Below are 21,556 nucleotides of genomic sequence, written 5' to 3'. Positions count from 1 at the left end.
CCGCAGTTCTTGAGCAAAAAGGCCTCCAGCGCTTATCCATCAAGCGCTATCAGCTACAAAATCAGAAGTCCTGAACCAGGGACACGCGCACATTGCGGCCCGGCTGGGTATAGGCATCGGCAATCTGCGTCGTGCGGCTCAAGCCACGTACATCCGCCCAGCGCGAATACTTTTTGTCGGTCAGGTTGTAGATGCCCACATTCAGACGCGTGCCTGGACGGATACGCCATTGCGCACTCAAGTCCAGCACCGTCGCGGATGGGCTGAGCAAGGGGCGGCCAGTGGAAAGATCGGACGCATCCTTGTCTTTCTTGCCTGCCCAGTGCGAGGCGCTGAGCTGCACGCCCACATTCGAGCGGTCGTAGCGCACGCCCAGAACCAGTTGCTGCGGCGAGATGGTGTCCACCGGTTTGTTGGTGCTCTTGTCCGTACCCTTGGTGTAGCCGTAGGCGGCATTGGTGCGCCAGTTGCCGCCCGCAAACCTGCCCCAGTCGTAGTCGGCCTTGAGTTCAAAGCCGCTGATATGCACGCGGTTCAGATTGACGGACTGGAACGTGGCCGGGTTGTTGCGATCACCGTATTCGCCCGCAACCTGCACCTGATCCTGGATGAAGTCCTTGTAGCGGCCTGTAAAGACTGCAGCATCGAGACGCAGCGCATTCATGCGGCCGCGCAGACCCAGCTCGAAGGTATTGCTCTTCTCTGGCTTGAGATCGGGATTGGGAATGCTCTTGTAGAACATGAACGGGTTCTCGAAGAAGGCATTGATCTGCCCTGCATTCGGCGCGCGGAAACCAGCGGCATAGTTGCCGTAGACCGACCAGGCATCGTTCATCTGGAACATGGCGCCCAGCTTGGGGGAGACGGCAGAGTCCGAATTGCTGACCGCTGTGCCGCCAAAGCCCTGCTGCTTGGGCTTGATGCTGTAGTGCTCGGCCCGCAATCCGGGCGTCAGGCTGAAAGCACCATAGTGCAGCTCGGCCTGGGCAAACAGCGCGGTCGAGGTTTCCGTGGTGTCGGGGAAGCGCTTGAGCGGAAAGCTCTCGCCTGCCGGTGGCGTGATGCCGTTCTGCTCGTTGACCACCTTGCCGCGCAGATAGTCGACGCCATAGCTGAGCTTGCCGCTGACGCCATTGCTCCAGCGCAGCGTCTTGCCGGCCTGGGCATGCAGCTGCAGCGCATCCTCGTCATAGGTCACATCGCGCTCGCGATAGGCCAAAGGCGGGGTGCGGGTTTCGGTCACGAACTCGCGCGAGCGCGAGCTTTGATAGCTGACCATCAGCTTGAGCTCGTCGGCCAGTGCCGTATCGAGCTGCTGCCACTGCCCCTGCCAGGTAGCGCGCCAGCGCTTCATGGTGGTCTCGGCCTGCGAATCTCTGACGGTGGCGCTGCGAGCGCTCAACAAGTCGTAGTCGGCGCGCTTGTCCACATTTTCCAGCGTGAACACATGTTTTTGCACGGCCGATGGCGTATAGACCAGGCGCCCCAGCAGCGAATGGCTCTTGTCCTTTTCGGGGTTGGGCGTGGTGCGCAGAGCCCCCACCGCATTGTTATCGCCCATGTTCTCCAGCGCGCTGGAGCGTCCTATGCCGGCCGACAGCAGCCAGCTCCATTCCTGGCTGGCACGGCCAGCCAGCGTCGCACCCACGCGCTTGCCGTTGTCCGACCCGTCATAGCTGGCCGAGACGCGACCGCCAATGGTCTTGCCGTCCTTGAGCAGATCGTCGGGCTGCACGGTGATGAAATTGACCAGGCCGCCCATGCCGTCCGAGCCATAGAGCGCGGGCACGGCACCGCGCAGGATTTCCACGCGCTGCACCAGACCCAGATCCATATAGTCACGGCCAAAGGCATTGGCGCTGAAGGTATAGCTGCGCGGCAGGCGCACGCCGTCGACCAGCATCAGCACGCGGTTGCCTTCCAGACCACGGATATTGAAGCCGCTGTTCTGGTCACGCCCGGTGGGGGAGCCGGCCAGGGTGAAACGCGCCGGACTGCGCGGCACGGTGACATTGGGCAGCTTGCTGGCCAGCTCGCGGATGTCGCCGATCTGCTCCTCCTCCATCTGCTTGGCGTCGATGACGTCCACCGTCATGGGCAGGCTGTCGGCGTCCTGCTCGTCGCGCGAGGCACTGATGACCACATCGCGCAGCACGGGCGTGCCGCGGTCGGCGCGGGCCGCCGCGACCTGGACGGTTTCGGAAGATTGCTGCTGGGCCTGGGCCGAGATGGCAGCGCAGGCAAGTGCGCAGGCCAGCGCCAGCGGGCGGAGATTGGAGCGTGGCGCCGGCATGGCGCGGGCGTGCAAAGCGGTGGCGGATGCCATACCAGAAACCCTCTTTATTCATAGAAATGGACAAGAGCTGGCTTCTGATAGGTACCTCAATGGCCACAGGTCGAAACGTCAGAGGCTTCGCGGCCTGTAGCTGGCACGGCATTGGCTGGCTGAATTAAAGAAGTATATGCGAATAATTCTCAACCGCAAATAACTTGCTTACAAAACCGGAAATCGCGCCCTGAAAGCAGACCGGCCTGTCCCCTGGTTCTCACGAACATCCATGAAAGGCTTTGCAGCCCGCAAGCTCCTCAGGGCCTGGCGCCGATAGCGCACGGCATGGCCGGTGACTACCGGCCAGATGGGGCGATGGCTAGATGGGGCGATGAAGCAAAAAGGACTGCCGAAGCAGTCCTTTTTTATAGCGGCCAACGCCCTCCCGGCAAACGTTGAAAGCAGTTCAGTGACGAATCAGGTGATCAAAGGCCGACAGTGCTGCGGTAGCGCCGGCGCCAGCGGCGATCACGATCTGCTTGTAAGGCACCGTGGTGCAGTCACCGGCGGCGAACACCCCGGGCAGATTGGTCTGTCCCTTGGCATCCACAATGATCTCGCCGAACTTGCTCAGCTCCAGTGTGCCCTTGAGCCATTCGGTATTGGGCACCAGGCCGATCTGGACAAACACGCCTTCGAGCTCGACATGGTGCTCGGCACCCGTTGCCCTGTCCTTGTAGCTCAGGCCGTTGACCTTGCCGTTGGCCCCCGTGATCTCGGTGGTCTGGGCGTTGGTGATGACGGTCACATTGGGCAGGCTGTGCAGCTTCTTGACCAGCACGGCATCGGCCTTGAGCTGATCGGCGAACTCCACCACCGTTACATGGGCCACCAGACCCGCCAGGTCAATCGCAGCTTCGATGCCGGAGTTGCCGCCGCCGATCACCGACACGCGCTTGCCCTTGAACAGCGGACCGTCGCAGTGCGGGCAGTAGGCCACGCCCTTGTTCTTGTACTCGGCCTCGCCGGGCACGTTCACATTGCGCCAGCGTGCACCGGTGGAGAGGATAACGGTCTTGGCCTTGAGCGAGCCACCGTTGGCCAGTTGCACTTCCACCAGGCCGCCGGGATGCGCAGCGGGAATCAGCTTCTCGGCGCGCTGCAGGTTCATGATGTCCACATCATAGGCACGGGTGTGGGCTTCCAATGCAGCGGCGAACTTGGGGCCGTCGGTTTCCAGCACGGAGATGTAGTTCTCGATCGCCAGCGTGTCGTTGACCTGACCGCCAAAGCGCTCGGCCGCCACGCCGGTGCGAATGCCCTTGCGAGCTGCGTACACGGCGGCTGCCGCGCCGGCCGGGCCGCCGCCGATGATCAACACGTCGAAGGCGTCCTTGGCCGACAGCTTGGCTGCGTCACGCGAGGCTGCACCAGTGTCCAGCTTGGCCACGATTTCCTCGATGCTCATGCGACCGGAGCCGAACACGCTGCCGTTCATGAACACCATGGGCACGGCCATGATTTCGCGCTCGGTCACTTCCTTCTGGAAGGCACCGCCTTCGATCACCGTGGTCTTGACCTTGGGGTTGAGAATGGCCATCAGCGACAGCGCCTGAACCACGTCGGGGCAGTTGTGGCAGCTCAGGCTCATATAGACCTCGAAGTTGAAGTCGCCGTCCAGTGCCTTGATCTGGTCGATCACGTCCTGCTCCACCTTGGGAGGATGACCGCCCGTCCACAGCAGGGCCAGCACCAACGAGGTGAATTCATGGCCCAGGGGCAGACCGGCAAAACGCAGCTGAGTGGCCGTGCCCTGGCCCTGCAGCGTGAACGAGGGCTTGCGGGCATCGCTGCCGTCGGTGCGCAGGGAAATCTTGTCGCTGCGCAGGGACTGGATGGTTTTCAGCAGATCGTGCATCTGGGCACTGGTCTCGCTGTCATCCAGAGAAGCCACCAGCTCAAACGGCTGCTGCACGCGTTCCAGGTAGGCGGCGAGTTGGGCTTTGAGTTGATCGTCAAGCATGGTGGATTCCTTTGAGTTTAGAGTTGTTGATGCAATGCAGCAAAGTGCTTTTGAGGCCTTTGCCCGCCCATGAAAGCAAAAACTGGGCGAAAAAAAGCCGGACGGACGGGCAGCACTCGCCTGAACGTCGTCCGGCTTTCAGAGCGCTTGCGCGCTCAGCCGATAGGTATCAGGCTTAGATCTTGCCGACCAGATCCAGCGAAGGAGTGATCGTGCTGGCGCCTTCCTTCCACTTGGCGGGGCACACCTGGCCAGGGTTGGCGGCGGTGAACTGGGCAGCCTTGAGCTTGCGCAGGGTTTCGGACACGTCACGGGCGATTTCGTTGGAATGCACTTCCATGGTCTTGATCACGCCTTCGGGGTTGATCACGAAGGTACCGCGCAGAGCCAGGCCTTCTTCGGGGATGTGCACGCCGAAAGCGTTGGTCAGCTGGTGTGTGGGGTCGCCAACCAGGGGGAACTTGGCCTTGCCCACGGCGTCGGAAGTTTCGTGCCACACCTTGTGCGAGAAGTGGGTGTCGGTGGTCACGATGTAGACCTCGGCACCGGCCTTCTGGAACTCGGCGTAGTTGTTGGCTGCGTCTTCGATTTCGGTGGGGCAGTTGAAGGTGAAGGCGGCGGGCATGAAGATCACCACAGACCACTTGCCCTTCAGGCTCTCTTCAGTCACGGTGATGAATTCACCCTTGCCGTTGCGGTTCACATAGGCTTCGGTCTTGAAAGGTTGAACTTGAGTGTTGATCAGAGACATTTGCTGTTTCCTTGTGGTTAGTGTTTGAAGACAGGATGAAGTTTAGAGTGGTCCGCTTAATGAAACCAATCGATTGATTTCATCAAATTGATTTAAAAAACCTATCAAACCAGATTCCCGGCTTCTGAAGTCAAGCCGCAGCGCTGTGCAGCTCAGCTTTCTATTGTGGGCCGAAACCAGGTAGTTCAAGCCAATAGTCCTTCAATCACGCTCATAGCTTTTGTTGTCATCAGCGGATCAAACTTCTCAGTCCAAGTCCTGCGGGCACTCACTGAAGCTAAACGAGAACGCGCATCAGATGCAGCCAATTCGCGCGGGCATGGACTTTGTTTGATTTGCCTCATAAAGCATGGACAATCGGCGCGAACAACAACTGCCCGAGAAGGAGTCCCTCATGAAAGGTGATGCACAAGTCATTTCCTGGCTGCAAGCCCAGCTCAAGAACGAACTGACCGCCATCAACCAGTACTTTCTGCACTACCGCATGTACAAGCACTGGGGCTTCGACAAGCTGGCCAAGAAGGAATACGAGGAATCCATCGGCGAGATGAAGCATGCCGACGCGCTGATGGACCGCATCTTCATGCTCGACGGCCTTCCCAATCTGCAGGACCTGGGCAAGCTGCAGATCGGCGAGGACGTGCCGGAAGCCCTGGCCTGCGACCTGCGCCTGGAGCAGGCCGCACAGCAAACCATCAAGGACGGCATCGCGCATTGCGAATCCGTGCGCGACTATGTTTCGCGTGATCTGCTGCAGAAGATCCTGGACGACACCGAAGAGCACATCGACTTCCTCGAAACCCAGCTTGACCTGATCGACAAGGTCGGCACGCAGAACTATCTGCAGTCGCTGATGGGCGAGATCGAATAATTTCGGCTTCACGCTGAAAGACAAAAGCGGCCTCAGGGCCGCTTTTGCTTTGGAGCCCCCGCCTCAGGTCGGCATCAGGAAGTCCCGGCTGATGCCCGATCCCAGGTCGTTGACGCGGTCGAGAAACTGCGTCAGATAGGCGTGCAGGCCGGTGGTCAGTATCTCGTCGATGCGACCGTACTGCAGATCGGCCAGCAAGCGCCCGGCCTTGCGTGTGGTTTCCTGCGAATGGTCGTTGGCCACGCGCTCCAGGTTCTTGACCACCTCATGCATGCTGGCCAGCAACGAGCGCGGCATGTCGGCGCGCAGCATCAGCAGCTCGGCCACGCGTTCAGGCGTGATCACATCGCGGTAGACCTTGCGATAGACCTCGAAGGCCGAGACGCTGCGCAGCAAGGCACTCCAGTGATAGAAGTCGAAATTCATCAGGGCGCGACCGCGCGGCATGCCGTGGTAGTCGCGCTCTATGGAATGGAACTTCACATCCAGCAAGCGCGCCGTATTGTCGGCCCGCTCGACAAAAGTGCCCAGGCGCACAAAGTGCAGCGCCTCGTCCTTGAGCATGGTGCCCAGCGACACGCCGCGCCACAGGTGGGAGCGGTATTTGACCCATTCGAAGAACTGCGCCGGATCCTTTTTCCAGGCATCCTTGCCGAAGTGGCGCTGCAGCGCCAGCCAGGTCTGATTCTGCGTTTCCCAGGATTCCGTGGTCAGCGCTCCGCGCACGGCACGCGCGTTTTCGCGCGCAGCCTTCAGACAGGCAAAGATGGAGGACGGGTTGGCCTCGTCCGACACCATGAACTGCAGCACCGACTCGCGGTCTACCACTGGAAACTGTGCCTTGAAGGCCGGGATCAGCTCGCTGATGGACAGCACGCTCTGCCAGCCGCGGTGGGAGTCATGGATGGCCTGCGGCAGCATGGCGGTTTCATAGGCCACGCTGAGCATGCGCGCGGTGTTCTCTGCCCGCTCGGTGTAGCGGGACATCCAGTACAGATGATCGGCGGTACGTGACAGCATCAATGACCTCCCTCTTGATCTTCCAGCACCCAGGTGTCCTTGGTTCCCCCGCCCTGGGATGAATTCACCACCAGCGATCCCTGCTTGAGCGCCACGCGCGTCAGTCCACCGGCCACCATATTGACCTCGGTTCCCGTGAGCACAAAGGGCCGCAGGTCGATATGGCGCGGAGCTATGCCTTTTTCCACCATGGTCGGGCAGGTGGACAGGGAGAGCGTAGGTTGAGCGATATAGCCCGAAGGGTTGCCAACCAGCACGCGGCGGAAAGCCTCTATCTCGGCCTTGGTCGCCGCCGGCCCGATCAGCATGCCGTAACCGCCGGCACCGTGCACTTCCTTGACGACCAGCTCATGCAGGTGGTCAAGCACATATTTGAGGTCGTCCTCCTTTCGGCACAGCCAGGTCGGCACGTTCTGCAGGATGGGCTCCTCACCCAGATAGAAGCGGATCATCTCCGGCACATAGGGGTACACCGATTTGTCATCGGCCAGGCCCGTGCCCACGGCATTGCAGATATTGACGTTGCCTGCACGGTAAGCCCGCATCAGGCCCTTGCAGCCCAGCGTCGATGTGGGCCTGAAGACTTCGGGGTCGAGGAAATCATCGTCCACACGGCGGTAGATCACGTCCACACGATGCAAACCCTGGGTGGTGCGCATATAGACCACGTCTTTCTCGACCACCAGATCCTGGCCTTCGACCAGCTCCACCCCCATTTGCTGGGCCAGGAAGGCATGCTCGAAATAGGCACTGTTGTACATGCCCGGAGTCAGCACCACCACCGTGGGCTCCAGCACGCCCGACGGCGCGCTGGCACGCAAAGTGTCGAGCAGCATGTCGGGATAGTGGGCCACCGGTGCCACGGCATGCTTGCCGAAGAGTTCGGGGAACAGGCGCATGGTCATGCGGCGGTTTTCCAGCATGTAGGAAACACCCGATGGCACGCGCAGATTGTCCTCCAGCACGTAATAGACGCCGTTGCCCTGGTCATCGGGCGCGCGCACGATGTCTATGCCCGCGATATTGGCGTAGACATCGTTGGGCACCTGAATGCCCTCCATCTCTGGCCGATACTGACTGTTGCCGCGCACCAGCTCCGTCGGGATCAGTCCGGCACGCACCATGTCCTGGCCATGATAGGCATCGCGGATAAAGCAGTTGAGCGCCTTCACGCGCTGGGTCAGGCCGGCCTGCATGCGGACCCACTCATGGGCCGGAATGATGCGGGGGATCAAATCGAACGGAATCAGGCGTTCCGTACCGGCACCGCTCTCGTCCTTGTCGCCATAGACGGCAAAGGTGATGCCCACGCGGCGAAAGACGATTTCCGCCTCGGCACTGCGGGCGCGCAGATAGTCCAGCGATTGTTTGCCCAGCCACTGCGCATAGTCCCGATAGTGGTCTCGCACCGCGCCACCTTCGGCGGGCAAGCTCAGATACATCTCATCGAATGTGCGCATCCTGTCCTCTCTATTTTTGCCGCAGCTCACGCATGCAAGCCACGAATCTCAGTTTAGCGACGCTGCACCGGACAAGCTGCCAGGCAACAAGCGTGCAACCATGCATGTCTGCATCCGCCTGAAGGCGGTACAGCATCAATGCAAGCCCCATGCCAGTTTCTCAGGGCTGCTCCCTGGGAACAGCATGGACATCCCAATAATGCGCCCGAATCAAGCGTTCGCATTCCAATTTTTCCGGTTGGGCAGAGTTCCAGTAGGCCGCGCCGCAGCGATCCTGAGCCACCAACTGGCTGCCCACCGCCTGATAGCGCTGCACCACGGCTGCCACCGGATGTCCAAAACGATTGCGATAGCCCGCCTGCACCACCGCCCAGCGCGGGCGCAGCGTGCTGACCCAGGACTCGGTCGATGAAGTCTTGCTGCCATGGTGAGGCACCAGCAGCCAGTCCACAGGTTCGTCCAGACTGGTTTGCAGCAGTTGCTGCTCCTGCGCCGCCTCGATATCTCCGGCCAACAGGGCCACACGTCCGCTGGCCGAACGCAGGCGCAACACGCAACTGCCAAAGTTCGGCTTGGCCTTGCGACCGTTGAGCCAGGCATCTCCGGCGGGCGGGTGCAGCACTTCAAACGTCACACCATCCCATTGCCAGTGCTGCCCCTGTGTACAGCGCTGAACCGGAGCCAGGCCCGCCAGTTGCGGGGCTTGAATCACCGAGTCCGAGCCCCAGACTTTCGCGCCAGGCTGAGCTGCCCTGACGGCCAAAGCCCCGCCGGTGTGATCCTTGTCGCTGTGACTGAGCATCATGGCATCAATCTGCATGCCGTTCGCGGCCATCAGCGGCAAGAGCACACGCTCACCGGCATCGCTCTGGCGGCTGTACTGCGGCCCTGCGTCATAGAGCAGACGGTGGCTGGCTGTGCTGATGATGACGGCGTTGCCCTGGCCGATATCCGCCGCCAGCAGCTCGAACTCGCCGACACGCGGCCTTGCCTGAGGCCAGAACAAGGCTGGCAGCGCCAACAGCGCGGCCACCAGCCGCAGCCGGCCCGGCAAAGGCGCAATCACCAGCAGTCCGGCGGCTATCGCCAGCGCACTGGCCCACCAGGCAGGCTGCGGCAAGGCCCATACGGCTCCGGGCAGCGCAGCCAGCCACTGCAGCAGGCTCATCAAGGGCAGCATGGCGACCGCAGCAGCACTTGCCGCCATGGGCAGCACAGCAGCCAGCAAGGCCAGCGGCGTGACCACCAATGTCACCCAAGGAATGGCCAGCAGATTGGCCAGCAGGCCCACGACGGACACCTGGCCAAACAGCAGCAGCCCCAGTGGCGCCAAGGCCAGGGAGATCAGCCACTGCTCGCGCCACAATTCCTTCAATCTTGCAAGAAATCGTCTTTTTGCGCTTGCAGCTTCGGCGCTATCTGCCACTGAATTGGAAGCAAGCAATACGCCGACGGCTACAAAACTGAGCCAGAACCCCGCCTGCCACAACGCCCAGGGGTCGGCCACAACAATCACCGCCAATGCCAGCAGCCATACACAGGCCCAGGGCCAGCGCACGCCCAGCCATTGAAAAAGCGCCACTACGGCCAGCATGCAGATCGTGCGCTGCGCGGGCAGACCCCAGCCGCTGAACAAGGCATAGGCTGCCGCCAATAGCACGCCCATGAGCAGGGCTGCGCGCGGGGCAGGCACCCAGCGACAGGCGCGCGCACCAAGTCTCCATACACGGCCCACGATCAAGACTGCCAGCCAGGCAAACATGGTTATGTGCAGGCCCGATATGCTCATCAGATGCGCCACGCCTGTCTGACGGAACAGGGTCCAGTCCTTGCGGTCAATCGCCTGCTGATCGCCCACGGCCAGCGCAGCCACCACGCCCAGAGCGGTCTGAGCATGCCCTGCACTGCCACCTGGCAACCAGCGCTGCAAGCGCAATGCCTCGCCCTGAATGCGATCGCGCAAGCCCTGTCGCCAGCGCTGCAGCGGATACTGGTTTGTCACGGCCAGCAGTTCGGGCACGGGCTGGTCACGCACATAGCCCGTGGCCTGCACTCCTTGCTCCCAGGCCAGCAGCTCATAGTCAAAGCCGTGCGGATTGCGCGAGCCATGCGGGCGCTTGATGCGTACCGTGAAGCGCCAACGCTGACCTGGGCTCAGCGCCATGCCCTGGGCCCAGTCAGGGACGAGAGGCTGGCTGGCATCCGGCACCTGCCCGAACGGGCCATACCAGGACAGCTCCAGCAGCCTTGGCACGCCGGCATCCGAACTATCGACCACAAAACGCCAGCGCTGGCCGTTGGCCTGGTTCTGCAGCATGGAGGCAATCCGGCCTTCCACCTGCAAGTCCACTGCCTCCAGCGCCTGTGGCAGGGTCTGCGCCAGATAGGCATGTGCACGCCAACCCGTCCCCCCTGCCACACAGCAGGCAGCGCCCAACAGCATCAGCCACCAGCTCAGCCAGGGTCTGCCACGCCATCTGTATGCAAACAGCAGTGTCAGCAAACCCCAAGCCAGCAAGATCTGGTAGAGCGACAGATGCCACAGCCTGGCCTGGGTCACCTGCCATGCAGCGCCCAGCACACAACCCCAGAGCGGCGCCAGCCACGACAGGCGGCGATGCTGAGAGCTTGGAGTCTGATGGAGCGGCATGCTGCCATGCTAGGAGGGAGCGACCAGACCCAGCATTGCGACTATCCCTGCCCTGTCTCGGACACCAAAACGGCATCAAACACTTGCTCTCATTGTGCGAGCAGCTATCAATTCAAAAGCTATGGCCGCTGTGCCAAGGCGATCAATGCCCGGGCCCGCTGCTGTGTCAAACTTGTCGATCCTTAGCCTCGCACTTTTTGGAGCCGTCATGAGCGTCTATGAAAAACTCAAAGCCCTGAACATCACCCTGCCCGAAGTGGCCATGCCTGCTGCCGCCTACCTGCCCTATATGCAGACCGGCAATCTGGTGTTCCTCAGCGGCCATATCGCCAAGCAGAACGGCCAGCCCTGGGTCGGCAAGCTGGGTGAGAACATGACGACCGAAGAAGGCAAGCAGGCAGCCCGCGCCGTGGCCGTGGATCTGATGGGCACGCTGCAGCATGCCTGCGGCGGCGATCTGAATCGCGTCAAGCGCATCGTCAAGGTCATGAGCCTGGTCAATTCCAGCACCAGCTATACCGAGCAGCATCTGGTCACCAACGGCTGCAGCGAACTGCTGGGCGAAGTCTTCGGCGAAGCCGGCAAACACGCCCGCAGCGCCTTCGGCGTGGCCCAGATTCCCCTGGGCTGCTGCGTGGAAATCGAGCTGATGGCCGAGCTGGGCTAAGACTTTAGCCCCATACATAAAGTGAGCTAATACCGCTTGTCATTCATGGATTTCAAATACAAAACAATCTGAACTGCTTGATTGATAAGCGCAAGCAGCTCACTTTATCCTTGCAGCGCGATGCTTGCCGCAAGCATCTCGATCACTCACGAAAGAGCCCCCATGCCCAGCACGCAGGCACCCCCACTGGTTCTCAGCATTCAATCCCATGTCGCCTACGGCCATGTGGGCAACGACGCTGCCATGCTGCCGCTGCAGCTTCTGGGCATAGAGCCCGTGGCCGTGCATACGGTGCAGTTCTCCAACCACACGGGCTACGGCGAGTTCAAGGGCCAGGTCTTCACACCTGCCCATGTACAGGATGTGCTGGACGGCCTGCGCGCCCGAGGCGTGCTGGCGCGCTGCACGGCAGTGCTCTCGGGCTATCTGGGCGATGCCGGTGTGGGCGAAGCCATTCTGGCCGCCGTGCAGGAGGTGCGCGCCGCCCAGCCCCAGGCGCACTATCTGTGCGACCCGGTCATGGGCGATGTGGGGCGCGGCCTGTTCGTGCGCCCCGGCATCCCGGACTTTCTGCGCAAGCGGGCCCTGTCCCAGGCCAGCGTCATCACGCCCAACCATTACGAGTTCGAGCTGCTGTGCGGCGGCCAGCCGCTGGGCAGCGTGAAGGCGGCCACCGAGGCGGCCCGCGGCATGCTTGCGCAAATGCGTCACCGCGCCTCGGCGCTGATCGTCGTCACCAGCCTGCGCACCGAGGACCTGCCGTCCGAGCAGCTGGCCACTCTGGCCGTGACGGCCGACCAGGCCTGGCTGGTGCAGACGCCCTATGTCGACCTGCACCCGCTGCCCAACGGCATGGGCGACGTGTTCTCGGCCGTGCTGCTGGGCCATCTGATCCAGGGCCGCGCCGTGGCCGATGCTGTATCCAGGGCCGTGAGCACCCTGTATGCCCTGGTCTCGCGCACCGAATCGGGGCAGCGCGACCTGCCCCTGGTCGCCAGCCGCGATCAGATCACGGCACCGGCGCATCTCTTTGACGCCGTGCCGGTCATCGGCTGAAGCGGCGCGACCCGATTCACTCCTGGTGCGCCAGCTCCGGCTGGCGCGCGGCGCCGGACGGGCGTGGCCGGACCGTCGAGGCGGGCCCTTTTGCTACCGATTCAATAGCAGCCTGGACATGTACATGGCTGCTTCTGAGATCATCCATGCGGAACATGCTGACCGTCTGCGTCAGCTGCTCGGCCTGCTCCCGCAGGCTTTGCGCGGCAGCGGCCGATTCTTCGACCAGGGCCGCATTCTGCTGTGTCATCTGATCGAGCTGGCTGATGGCCTGGTTGACCTGGGTCACGCCTGCACTTTGCTGGACCGAGGCTTCGGTCACCTCGGCAATCATGGTGCTGGCGTTCTGCACCGATTTGACGATATCGTCCATGGATTCGCCCACGCTCTGCACCAAACGGATGCCGTTTTGCACGCGCGCCTCCGAGGTGCCGATCAGGGTACGGATTTCCTTGGCCGCGTCGCCGCTGCGCTGGGCCAGGGAGCGCACCTCGCTGGCCACCACGGCAAAACCGCGACCTTGCTCGCCGGCGCGCGCCGCCTCCACCGCTGCATTGAGCGCGAGGATATTGGTCTGGAAGGCAATGCCGTCGATGACGCCGATGATGTCGCCAATCTTCTGGCTGCTCTGGCGAATCTCGTCCATGGTCACCACCATGGAAGCCACGACCTCGCCGCCGCGCTGGGCCAGGGCGGCCGCGCCCGATGCCGTGCTGCGCGCCTGCTCTGCGCTGCTGGCACTGTTCTGGATGGTGCTGGTGAACTCCTCCATGGCGGCAGCGGTTTGCTGCAGATTGCTGGAAGTCTGCTCGGTGCGCGCCGACAGGTCCTGGTTGCCGCCAGCGATCTCGGCACTGGCCGTGGCAATGCTGTCGGCGCTGTGGCGCACCTGGGCCACCATATCGTTGAGCGCCCGGCACATGTCCTGCTGGGCGCGCAGCAGCGCGCCGAATTCGTCATGGCGCTGCACGGTTTCGCCCACCCGCAGATCGCCGCCGGCAATGCGCTCGGCCATGACCTGGGCGGCCAGCAGCGGCGACTGCATGCTGCGGATCAGAAAGAAGGCGCCGGCGGCAATGCCCAGCACCACAAGCAGCACCGCCACACCGGCTATCTTCACGGTCGCCATGCGCAACTCGGCCATCTGCAGCTGGCTGTCGGCAGCGGCTTTTTTCTGCAGCTCGACAAACGCCTGCAGCGACTGCAGATAGGCTGCAATCGCGGGCTTGAAGCTTTGCTCGGCCAGCGCGAGAGCCCGGACCGCCTCCCCCTGGTCCTTGAGCTGGGCAATCTGCTTGCGCAGCGTCAGCATCTGCTGGCGCGCTGCGGACACCCGCTCCATCTGGGCCTTGTCCTCGGCAGACACCGCCAGTGCCTGCAGCGCCTTTTGCACCCTGGAAATACGGTCCGAGGTCTCGGCCATCGTGGGCTTGAAGCTCGCCTCCACCGACGCCTCGCTGCTCAGCGCCAATGCCAGCGTGCGCACGGCGTTGGCTTCGGTCAGGCCCATCCACTCTATCGCCAGCTCGGTGCGTGAGCGCATTTGCTGCGCCGTCTGGTCCGACGCCTGCTGCGTGACCGAGGAGCGGTAGCCCGCGAACCCGATCACCGCAATCAACACCGCCACGATGAGTAACACTGCCGCCCAGAGCTTGTGGGCCATCTTGAGTCGCTGCATAAAATATCCTGCCAACAAAGCTGCACAAGGCCTGCGCGCAGACATTGCCGCGCATTGAGACAAAATGTATCCATGCTGAACCCATGTCAGCAGCAGGAATTTCCCTTTGTAGTGCGCTGCCCCAGACCCATGTTTGCACCGCAGAAAACCAAAAGCCGCCCAGGACCTGCCTGGCGCGGCTTTTTGACAGGCGGCACAAGCCTGCTTATTCCACCGTGCCCATATCGATTTCGTCGAGCAGCAGGCCGGTGATCTTGGAAAGACGTGCCTCGGTGTAACGCATGGCCGCTGCACCATCGCCGTCGCGGCTGCCGAAGTTGCCCTGCCCGTCGACCAGCGGGTAGCGCTGATTGAAGTCCTGCGCCATGCGCACCAGTGCGTCATAGGCCGACTGGTCGCCGTGCGGGTGAAAGCGGCCCAGCACGTCGCCGACGACACGGGCGCTCTTGACCGGCTTGGCCGCCGTATTGCCGTTCGGGCCGCTATAGCCCAGGCCCATGCGGTCCATGGCATAGAGAATGCGGCGCTGCACGGGCTTGAGGCCATCGCTGACATCCGGCAGGGCACGACCCTTGACCACCGATAAAGCGTATTCGAGATAGGCGCGCTGTGCGTATTGACCCAGGTCCAGTGCATCGCCAGCGGCTTGTTGAGACAAATCCAGTGTGGTTTGATCGCTCATGAATTCTTTGTGATTTTCCAAATTGCGCCGATCCGGCGACTCAAGGTATTTGCGCGTCCGCAGCCGCAGAGGCTGCGCCCGGCAGAGTCATGCGTATGCGGGAGCCGCCGCGGCCAGCCGGGCCGGCCGCAGCCAGCCGCCCGCTCAGGGGCCGCGCTGCCTGCAGCTGCTCGTAGATGCCGGTGACGGCCTTGACGTAATTCATTGTTTCTTTGTAGGGCGGAATGGCCTTGCCGAATTTCTGCACCGCACCTTCGCCCGCGTTATAGGCGGCCAGCACCAGATCGAGCCGTCCCGGGAACAAGTCCATCAGATAGCTCAGGTAACGCGCGCCGGCAGGCACGTTCACGGCCGGGTCGGCCAGTTGCTGCTGCATGCTGCGCTTTTTGCTGGCCGACACGCCAAAGCGCTCGGCCGTGGCGCGGCCTTGCCGCACCGCTTGTACTGTTTGTGGCCGCGCCTAGCCAAGAACGCTTCGCTTCATTTTGATGGCGCGGCCAAGGGCACCGGATTTCCGCCTTGAAGTGACGGGGCCAGGGTCACCGTTGTCGCGAAGGCGGCAAGACTCAATAGAAGAGAGCGCTCAAAGGAAAGCAACCTCCCGCATTGGCGTAAACCTGGCAATGTCAATGACATGACATTGCGCCTTGGCTACCGTGCCTACCATCCCAGTCCGATGCGCCCTTGATGCCACGCCGCAGAGATGCAGGAGACTTCCATGACCAATGCCCTCCCTTCACCGATCCCGGGCGATACGCCCCGGCTCGACGATCGCTACACGAAGACCACCGGGACCGTATTTCTCTCGGGCAACCAAGCCCTGGTGCGCCTCGCGATCCAGCAACGCCTGATTGACCAAGCCGCCGGTTTGAACACCGGCGGCTACATTTCTGGCTACCGGGGCTCGCCGCTTGGCCGCTATGACATGGAGCTGTGGAGTGCTGGCAGCCACCTGGAGCGTTGGAATATCAAGTTCCAGCCCGGCGTCAACGAAGACATGGCCGCAACCGCGGTGTGGGGCACCCAGAGTGTCGGCCTGGTCCCCGGCGCACAGGTGGATGGCGTGTTCGGTATGTGGTATGGGAAAGGTCCCGGCGTGGACCGCTCGGGCGATGTGTTCAAGCATGCCAATCTGGCGGGTACCTCGCCGAGCGGCGGCGTACTGGTGCTTGCCGGTGATGACCATGGCTCAAAATCGTCCACCACCGCGCACCAGAGCGAACCAGCGCTAATGGCCGCCGGCATCCCCGTGCTGGCGCCGTCAAACGTGCAGGAAATCATCGACTACGGCCTGCACGGCATTGCCATGAGCCGTTTCAGCGGCTGCTGGGTCAGTTTGAAGCTCGTCACGGATGTGGTGGAAAGCTCTTCGACGGTGAACATCGACCCGGCGCTCTTCCAGTCTGTGCTCCCACCGTTGCCGCCGGTGCCGGGCGGCGTCTCGATCCGGCTGCACGACAGGCCGCAGATGCAGGAGGCGAGGCTGTACGGCGCCAAGCTGCCCCTGTCCGTGGCCTATGCGCGTGCCAAACATTTGAACCGAGTTACCCACGATGTGCCGAATGCCCGTGTCGGCATAGTGGCCGCAGGCAAGGCCTACGCCGACACGTTGCAAGCGCTGCAGGAACTGGGCTTGACGAACGAAGCCTGTAAAGCGGTCGGCATCCGGGTACTGAAGCTAGGCATGGTCTTTCCGCTAGACCCGGAGGCCGTGCTGAAGTTTTCCGACGGCCTGCAGGCCATCCTCGTGGTCGAGGAAAAGCGCCCCTTGATCGAGCAGCAACTGAAGGCTGTGCTGTACGATGCAGCCCTCGCCAACCCACCCAAGATCATCGGCAAGCCGGCGCTGCCGTCCGTGGGCGAGCTGGCGCCCAATATCGTCGCGCATGCCATCGCCAAGCTGCTGGGACAGGACGAAATGGCCCAAGCGATTCCTTTGTCGCCAACGCCCAAGTTCGGGCCAGACGGTCAGCTAATCCTCGGGCCGATGCGCTTGCCGACATTCTGCTCGGGGTGTCCGCACAACAGCTCCACCAAGCTGCCGGACGGCAGCCGCGCGCTGGCCGGCATCGGCTGCCATACCATCGCCATGCTGACCAGCCCGCAGAACACCATGACCGTTTCGCACATGGGCGGCGAGGGCATGCTGTGGGCCGGCCAGGCGCCGTTCACCGCCGAGAAGCATGTGTTCGCCAATATGGGCGATGGCACCTATTTCCACTCGGGGTTGCTGGCCATTCGCTCAGCGGTGGCGAGCAAGGTCAACATCACCTACAAGCTGCTGGTCAACGGCTTTGTCTCGATGACCGGCGGACAGCCGGTCGATGGCGAGATATCGGTGCCCCAGATGGTTCAACAGCTCAAGGCGGAAGGGGTGCGTCACATCGTCGTTACCACGGAAGATCTGGAGCGTGTTCAGGCGCTGGGCCTGCCGTCCGACGTGCCGGTACACCATCGCCGCGAGTTGGATCGCGTGCAACGAGAGCTGCGTGAGATGCATGGCACTACCGTGCTGATCCACGACCAGGCCTGCGCCACCGAACGCCGGCGCCTGCGCAAGCGCGGCAAGTGGGCCGACCCTAAGGTGCGCACCTTCATCCACCCCGAGATTTGCGAGGGCTGTGGCGACTGCGGCGCCAAGAGCGGCTGCCTGTCGATCGAGCCGCTGGAAACACCGCTGGGACGCAAGCGCCGGATCAACCAGAGCAGTTGCAACAAGGACTATGCCTGCGTCGAAGGATTCTGCCCGAGCTTTGTAACCGTGCATGGCGCCGAGCCAAAAAAGGCGGGGATGGCCAAGCGCGCACAGCCGATGCTGGACGAATCCACGCTGCCGTTGCCGAGCACGGCGCTGCAGCGTGATTCGCTCGGTGTGCTCATCACCGGGATCGGCGGCACTGGGGTGGTGACGGTGGGTGCGATCATCTCGATGGCCGCATACTTGGACGGCCTGGCTTGCTCAACCCTTGACATCACTGGTCTGGCGCAGAAGTACGGCGCCGTCATGACGCATATGCGCATTGCTCGCGACCCATTGCTGCTGACCAGCGCCCGTCTGGCGATGGGCGAGGCCGATGTCGTGGTTGGTTGCGACCTGCTGGTCACCGCGGGCGACGAGTCGCTCAGCCTCCTTCGCCCGGCCACGGCGCGGCTGGTGGTCAACAGCGAGCAGGTGCCCACCACCGAGTTCTCGCGCGACCCGGACTGGCAGTTCGATGCCGCCACGCTGACCGGACGCTTGCAGGCTGCGGCGGCGGATCGCTTCGAACTCATCGACGCCACAGTGCTGGCGAAGGAGCTGCTGGGCGACGCGGTCTTCGGCAATATGCTGATGCTGGGCGTGGCCTGGCAACGCGGGATGATCCCGGTCTCGCTCGATGCGCTGAAGAAGGCCATTGAGCTGAACGGGGTCCAGGTGGCGCGCAATGTCGAAGCCTTCAACTGGGGCCGCTTGTGGGCTGCCGATCCGCAGCGCCTTGCGTCCTTGCAAGCGCAGGCCCGGCCCGCGCACGTGATTGCGTTGCCTACAGTCGAAAGCCTGGATGCGATCGTGCGGGACCGCATGCAGCGTCTCACCGGCTACCAGAATGCAGCCCTGGCCAAGACCTACGGCGATCGCATCTCCCGACTGCGGCAGGCAGCACAGCATGCCGGTACCGCTGACGCCTTGGTCAAGACCGCGGCTCGCCAGTACTACCGCCTGTTGGCCCACAAGGACGAGTACGAAGTGGGTCGTCTGTACAGCGATCCGGCCTTCCACAAGATGCTGCAGAGCGAGTTCGACGGGGATCTGAAGGTGCATTGGCACCTTGGCGGCGGCCCGCTGGCCAAGAAGGATGCGCGCACGGGCCAGGCGGTGAAGACAGAGAAGGTCTTTGCCATGCCCTTGATCTTGTCGCTTCTGGGCCGCCTGCGCATCATCCGCGGGAGCTGGCTCGACCCGTTCCGAAATTCAGAAGAGCGGCGACTGGCTAGCCGCTTGCGTGCGCAATACGAGGCCGACTTGGACCATATTCAGCATGCGTTGAGCGCCGACAACGCCAAGGCCATGACCCGCCTGGCGGGCTGGCCGGCACAGGTTCGCGGCTACGGGCATGTGCGCGAGGCCAGTGCCATGAAGGCCCTGGCGGCACGAGAGGAACTGCGCCAACCAGCCCCTGCTGCTGCCGAGCCGGCACAGCAGGCCGCCTGATATCCAGCCGAACAGCAACATTGAATGGGTCAAAAACTTATGACAACCGTCGAGTCCATCCAGTCCACCCTTTCCGTGGAGTCCATCGAGCCGCATATCCTGCGCATCCCCATGGCTGCACCCGTCCAGACGCCCATGGGCATGGTGGACTCCACGATTGCCCTGCTTGTCCAAGTGAAGCTCACAACGGGCGAGCAGGGCTGGGGCGAGGTGTGGTGCAATTTCCCGCGCTTTGGCGCCTACCACCGCGCGATCATCGTCAAGAAGGTGATTGAGCCTTTCCTGAAGTCACGCAGCTTTGCGGGCCCGCGTCAGGCCTGGGAGGCGATGCACAGGGCGGCCAACGTCCTGCGTCTTCAGAGTGGTGAAACGGGCCCCATCTCTGCCGCCATCGCGGGCGTGGACATTGCCCTTTGGGACATCGTCGGGCAGCGTGAAAGGCAGCCGATATGGCGCCTTCTGGGCGGCCGCAGTGGCAGCATCAATGCGTATGGCAGCCTGGGGCGCTCACACGGGTTTGAGCCGCTGGTCGAAGCCGGACTCGAACGGGGATTCCGGGCGTTCAAGCTGCGTTGCTGGGGGGACCCCAAGCAGCACATGGAAGCCTATGTCAAGGCGCGCGCCATGGTGGGGTCGGATGTCGACCTGATGGCCGATGCCAATTCTTCGTTCCCCTTGAATGAAGCGGTGGCATGGTCGCAGCAATTTGCCGATGTGAAACTGGCCTTCCTGGAAGAGCCCATTCCCGTGGACTCACCGCTGGAGATCTGGAAGGCATTGGCCGCAGGCGCCCCCATGAGGATCGCCGGAGGCGAGAACATGATTTCTGCCGACACGATAGAGCAGGCCATCGGCAGTGGCGTCTATAGTGTCTTGCAGACTGACATGACCAAGTGGGGCGGCTTTTCGGGCACAGTGCCCATGTCGCACCGCATCGTGGCCAAGGGCATCCGCTTTTGCCCCCATATGTTCTCGGCAGCGCCTGGCCTGCTGGCCTCTGCCCACCTGCTTGCGGCTTCCAACAGCCCGGACGGCTCGCTCGAATACGGGATCGAATACAACCCGCCGCGCGACGAATTTCTCCAAACCGAGGTGGTAAATGGCCACATCGAGGTGGGTGACGCACCAGGGCTCGGGCTGAACCTGGACACGGCCAAGATGGACCGCTACCGCGTGCCAATGCCCAATTTGTGATTCTCATGATTGAGCCGAATAAAGGAGACAAAGCATGATTCTTACCTCCACCCGTCGCTAGTTGTTGAGGCAGGCTGCCGCCGCCTGCGCCCTGCCGTTCGCACCTCGCGACTGGGCCCAGCCGGCCGGGTCAGGATCATCGTGCCGCTGCCGGCTGGCGGCGCGGCCGATGCCTCGGTGCACATGCTGGCCGAGCAGATGCAGAAAGCGATGCGGCGAGTTTCATCGTCGAGAAAAAGCCCGGTGCGATCTTCCAGCCCGCCATGCAGGCGCTGGCGCAAGCGGGCGCCGACGGCTAACCGCTGATCCAGCTCAACAGCGTAATGGCAGCCGCGCAGGTGGCGCGCAAACGCTTCGACATGCTGAAGACACTGGCACCGATATCACTGACCGGCGTCAGCGACGGCGTGCTGGTGGCTCCTGCCAATTCACCGTTCAGGACGGTCAAGGAGTTGATTGACTTCGCGCGCGCCAACCCGGGCGTGCTGAACTGCGGCTCGGTGGGACCGGGCTCGCGCGAACACTTGAACGCCGCCATCCTCCCCAAGCGGTACGGCTTCTCGGCGACGCTTGCCCCATTCAAGGGCGCGCCGGATGCGATCACCGCGCTGGCGCAACACGAGATCCAGTTCTTTCCATCCGTCGCCCCGCTGGCCGCGCAGTTCATTCAAAAGAAGCTCGTGCGCCCCCTCACGATGATGGTCGACCAGCGCTCGCCGCTGTTGCCCGAGGTGCCGACGCTGAAAGGGCAAGGGATAGATCTGCCACCGCTGCAGTACTCGGGCAGGCTGTGGCGGCGCCCGCTGGCACGCCGCGCCCTGTGATCGATATGCTCCAGCGCCAGATGGCCGCAGCGCTCGGCGGCAAGATGCTACGGGACAAGCTCGCCGCCCCTCGTCGCTCGTCGCTCGTCGCTCGTCGCTCGTCGCTCGTCGCTCGTCGCTCGTCGCTCGTCGCTCGTCGCTCGTCGCTCGTCGCCGGAATAGTTTGCCCGCGTCATCGAGGCCGACTTGCGCTGGATGACGGCCGTCATGCGTGAGTTC

Annotated in this window: 13 protein-coding genes and 2 pseudogenes; 6 read left to right on the top strand and 9 right to left on the bottom strand. The window is 62.7% G+C overall.

Annotation, left to right across the window (positions count from 1 at the left end; translation table 11 throughout):
- Nucleotides 1-61: 61 nt before the first annotated feature.
- The 3 genes from NOX35_RS06850 to ahpC form a co-directional block, all read right to left on the bottom strand.
- Nucleotides 62-2,326, bottom strand: a complete 2,265-nt coding sequence (locus NOX35_RS06850; RefSeq protein ID WP_182286122.1) for a TonB-dependent hemoglobin/transferrin/lactoferrin family receptor — start codon at nucleotides 2,324-2,326, stop codon at nucleotides 62-64.
- Between the two features lie 409 nt (nucleotides 2,327-2,735).
- Nucleotides 2,736-4,292: an alkyl hydroperoxide reductase subunit F gene (gene ahpF / locus NOX35_RS06845; protein ID WP_256496206.1), complete on the bottom strand. Its 1,557-nt coding sequence runs from the start codon at nucleotides 4,290-4,292 to the stop codon at nucleotides 2,736-2,738.
- A 175-nt stretch (nucleotides 4,293-4,467) separates the two neighbouring features.
- Nucleotides 4,468-5,043, bottom strand: a complete 576-nt coding sequence (gene ahpC, locus NOX35_RS06840) for an alkyl hydroperoxide reductase subunit C (RefSeq protein ID WP_003057651.1) — start codon at nucleotides 5,041-5,043, stop codon at nucleotides 4,468-4,470.
- 394 nt (nucleotides 5,044-5,437) lie between these two features.
- Here ahpC and bfr point away from each other — a divergent pair, with 394 nt between their 5' ends.
- A complete protein-coding gene (gene bfr, locus NOX35_RS06835) occupies nucleotides 5,438-5,914 on the top strand; it encodes a bacterioferritin (protein ID WP_012837398.1) in 477 nt (158 codons plus the stop codon).
- Nucleotides 5,915-5,977: 63 nt separating this feature from the next.
- On the opposite strand, the gene NOX35_RS06830 is transcribed toward bfr, so the two are convergent.
- The 3 genes from NOX35_RS06830 to NOX35_RS06820 all read right to left on the bottom strand — a co-directional run bounded on the left by NOX35_RS06830 (nucleotide 5,978) and on the right by NOX35_RS06820 (nucleotide 11,044).
- Nucleotides 5,978-6,934 (bottom strand): alpha-E domain-containing protein, encoded by a 957-nt coding sequence (locus NOX35_RS06830; RefSeq protein ID WP_182286120.1) that lies wholly within the window; start codon nucleotides 6,932-6,934, stop codon nucleotides 5,978-5,980.
- Nucleotides 6,934-8,394, bottom strand: a complete 1,461-nt coding sequence (locus NOX35_RS06825) for a circularly permuted type 2 ATP-grasp protein (RefSeq protein ID WP_182286119.1) — start codon at nucleotides 8,392-8,394, stop codon at nucleotides 6,934-6,936. Before NOX35_RS06825 ends, NOX35_RS06830 begins: the two co-directional genes overlap by 1 nt.
- 160 nt (nucleotides 8,395-8,554) lie before the next feature.
- Complete coding sequence (locus tag NOX35_RS06820) at nucleotides 8,555-11,044, bottom strand: DNA internalization-related competence protein ComEC/Rec2 (protein WP_256496203.1); 2,490 nt, start codon at nucleotides 11,042-11,044, stop codon at nucleotides 8,555-8,557.
- Between the two features lie 208 nt (nucleotides 11,045-11,252).
- Here NOX35_RS06820 and NOX35_RS06815 point away from each other — a divergent pair, with 208 nt between their 5' ends.
- The gene (locus NOX35_RS06815; protein WP_003064600.1) at nucleotides 11,253-11,711 is read left to right on the top strand and encodes a RidA family protein; all 459 of its coding nucleotides are present in this window, start codon (nucleotides 11,253-11,255) and stop codon (nucleotides 11,709-11,711) included.
- A 162-nt stretch (nucleotides 11,712-11,873) separates the two neighbouring features.
- Entirely contained in the window at nucleotides 11,874-12,767 is an 894-nt protein-coding gene (gene pdxY, locus NOX35_RS06810) for a pyridoxal kinase PdxY (RefSeq protein ID WP_256496200.1), read from the top strand.
- A 16-nt stretch (nucleotides 12,768-12,783) separates the two neighbouring features.
- On the opposite strand, the gene NOX35_RS06805 is transcribed toward pdxY, so the two are convergent.
- The 3 genes and pseudogenes from NOX35_RS06805 to NOX35_RS06795 form a co-directional block, all read right to left on the bottom strand.
- Nucleotides 12,784-14,445, bottom strand: coding sequence for a methyl-accepting chemotaxis protein (locus NOX35_RS06805; protein ID WP_256496199.1), 1,662 nt, complete (start codon nucleotides 14,443-14,445; stop codon nucleotides 12,784-12,786).
- A 208-nt stretch (nucleotides 14,446-14,653) separates the two neighbouring features.
- A pseudogene (locus NOX35_RS06800) lies at nucleotides 14,654-15,127 on the bottom strand (DNA gyrase subunit A); the annotation flags it as partial.
- A 40-nt stretch (nucleotides 15,128-15,167) separates the two neighbouring features.
- A pseudogene (locus tag NOX35_RS06795) lies at nucleotides 15,168-15,548 on the bottom strand (lytic transglycosylase domain-containing protein); the annotation flags it as partial.
- A 297-nt stretch (nucleotides 15,549-15,845) separates the two neighbouring features.
- Here NOX35_RS06795 and NOX35_RS06790 point away from each other — a divergent pair.
- The 3 genes from NOX35_RS06790 to NOX35_RS06780 all read left to right on the top strand — a co-directional run bounded on the left by NOX35_RS06790 (nucleotide 15,846) and on the right by NOX35_RS06780 (nucleotide 21,337).
- The gene (locus tag NOX35_RS06790) at nucleotides 15,846-19,319 is read left to right on the top strand and encodes an indolepyruvate ferredoxin oxidoreductase family protein (RefSeq protein WP_256496197.1); all 3,474 of its coding nucleotides are present in this window, start codon (nucleotides 15,846-15,848) and stop codon (nucleotides 19,317-19,319) included.
- 24 nt (nucleotides 19,320-19,343) lie between these two features.
- Complete coding sequence (locus NOX35_RS06785) at nucleotides 19,344-20,513, top strand: mandelate racemase/muconate lactonizing enzyme family protein (RefSeq protein ID WP_256496196.1); 1,170 nt, start codon at nucleotides 19,344-19,346, stop codon at nucleotides 20,511-20,513.
- A gap of 323 nt (nucleotides 20,514-20,836) precedes the next feature.
- Nucleotides 20,837-21,337, top strand: a complete 501-nt coding sequence (locus NOX35_RS06780) for a tripartite tricarboxylate transporter substrate-binding protein (RefSeq protein ID WP_256496195.1) — start codon at nucleotides 20,837-20,839, stop codon at nucleotides 21,335-21,337.
- Nucleotides 21,338-21,556: the final 219 nt, after the last annotated feature.

Origin of the sequence: Comamonas sp. C11 (genome assembly GCF_024496285.1) — a bacterium.
Classification (GTDB): Bacteria; Pseudomonadota; Gammaproteobacteria; order Burkholderiales; family Burkholderiaceae_C; genus Comamonas; species Comamonas testosteroni_F.
Note: the sequence above shows the minus strand (reverse complement) of the source record. Positions and strands in the feature narration are given on the sequence as shown.

Excerpts from the sequence above, each read along its gene's own strand:
- NOX35_RS06850 (WP_182286122.1), bottom strand. The coding sequence starts at position 2,326 with ATGGCATCCGCCACCGCTTTGCACGCCCGCGCCATGCCGGCGCCACGC.
- ahpF (WP_256496206.1), bottom strand. The coding sequence starts at position 4,292 with ATGCTTGACGATCAACTCAAAGCCCAACTCGCCGCCTACCTGGAACGC.
- ahpC (WP_003057651.1), bottom strand. The coding sequence starts at position 5,043 with ATGTCTCTGATCAACACTCAAGTTCAACCTTTCAAGACCGAAGCCTAT.
- bfr (WP_012837398.1), top strand. The coding sequence starts at position 5,438 with ATGAAAGGTGATGCACAAGTCATTTCCTGGCTGCAAGCCCAGCTCAAG.
- NOX35_RS06830 (WP_182286120.1), bottom strand. The coding sequence starts at position 6,934 with ATGCTGTCACGTACCGCCGATCATCTGTACTGGATGTCCCGCTACACC.
- NOX35_RS06825 (WP_182286119.1), bottom strand. The coding sequence starts at position 8,394 with ATGCGCACATTCGATGAGATGTATCTGAGCTTGCCCGCCGAAGGTGGC.
- NOX35_RS06820 (WP_256496203.1), bottom strand. The coding sequence starts at position 11,044 with ATGCCGCTCCATCAGACTCCAAGCTCTCAGCATCGCCGCCTGTCGTGG.
- NOX35_RS06815 (WP_003064600.1), top strand. The coding sequence starts at position 11,253 with ATGAGCGTCTATGAAAAACTCAAAGCCCTGAACATCACCCTGCCCGAA.
- pdxY (WP_256496200.1), top strand. The coding sequence starts at position 11,874 with ATGCCCAGCACGCAGGCACCCCCACTGGTTCTCAGCATTCAATCCCAT.
- NOX35_RS06805 (WP_256496199.1), bottom strand. The coding sequence starts at position 14,445 with ATGCAGCGACTCAAGATGGCCCACAAGCTCTGGGCGGCAGTGTTACTC.
- NOX35_RS06790 (WP_256496197.1), top strand. The coding sequence starts at position 15,846 with ATGACCAATGCCCTCCCTTCACCGATCCCGGGCGATACGCCCCGGCTC.
- NOX35_RS06785 (WP_256496196.1), top strand. The coding sequence starts at position 19,344 with ATGGGTCAAAAACTTATGACAACCGTCGAGTCCATCCAGTCCACCCTT.
- NOX35_RS06780 (WP_256496195.1), top strand. The coding sequence starts at position 20,837 with ATGGCAGCCGCGCAGGTGGCGCGCAAACGCTTCGACATGCTGAAGACA.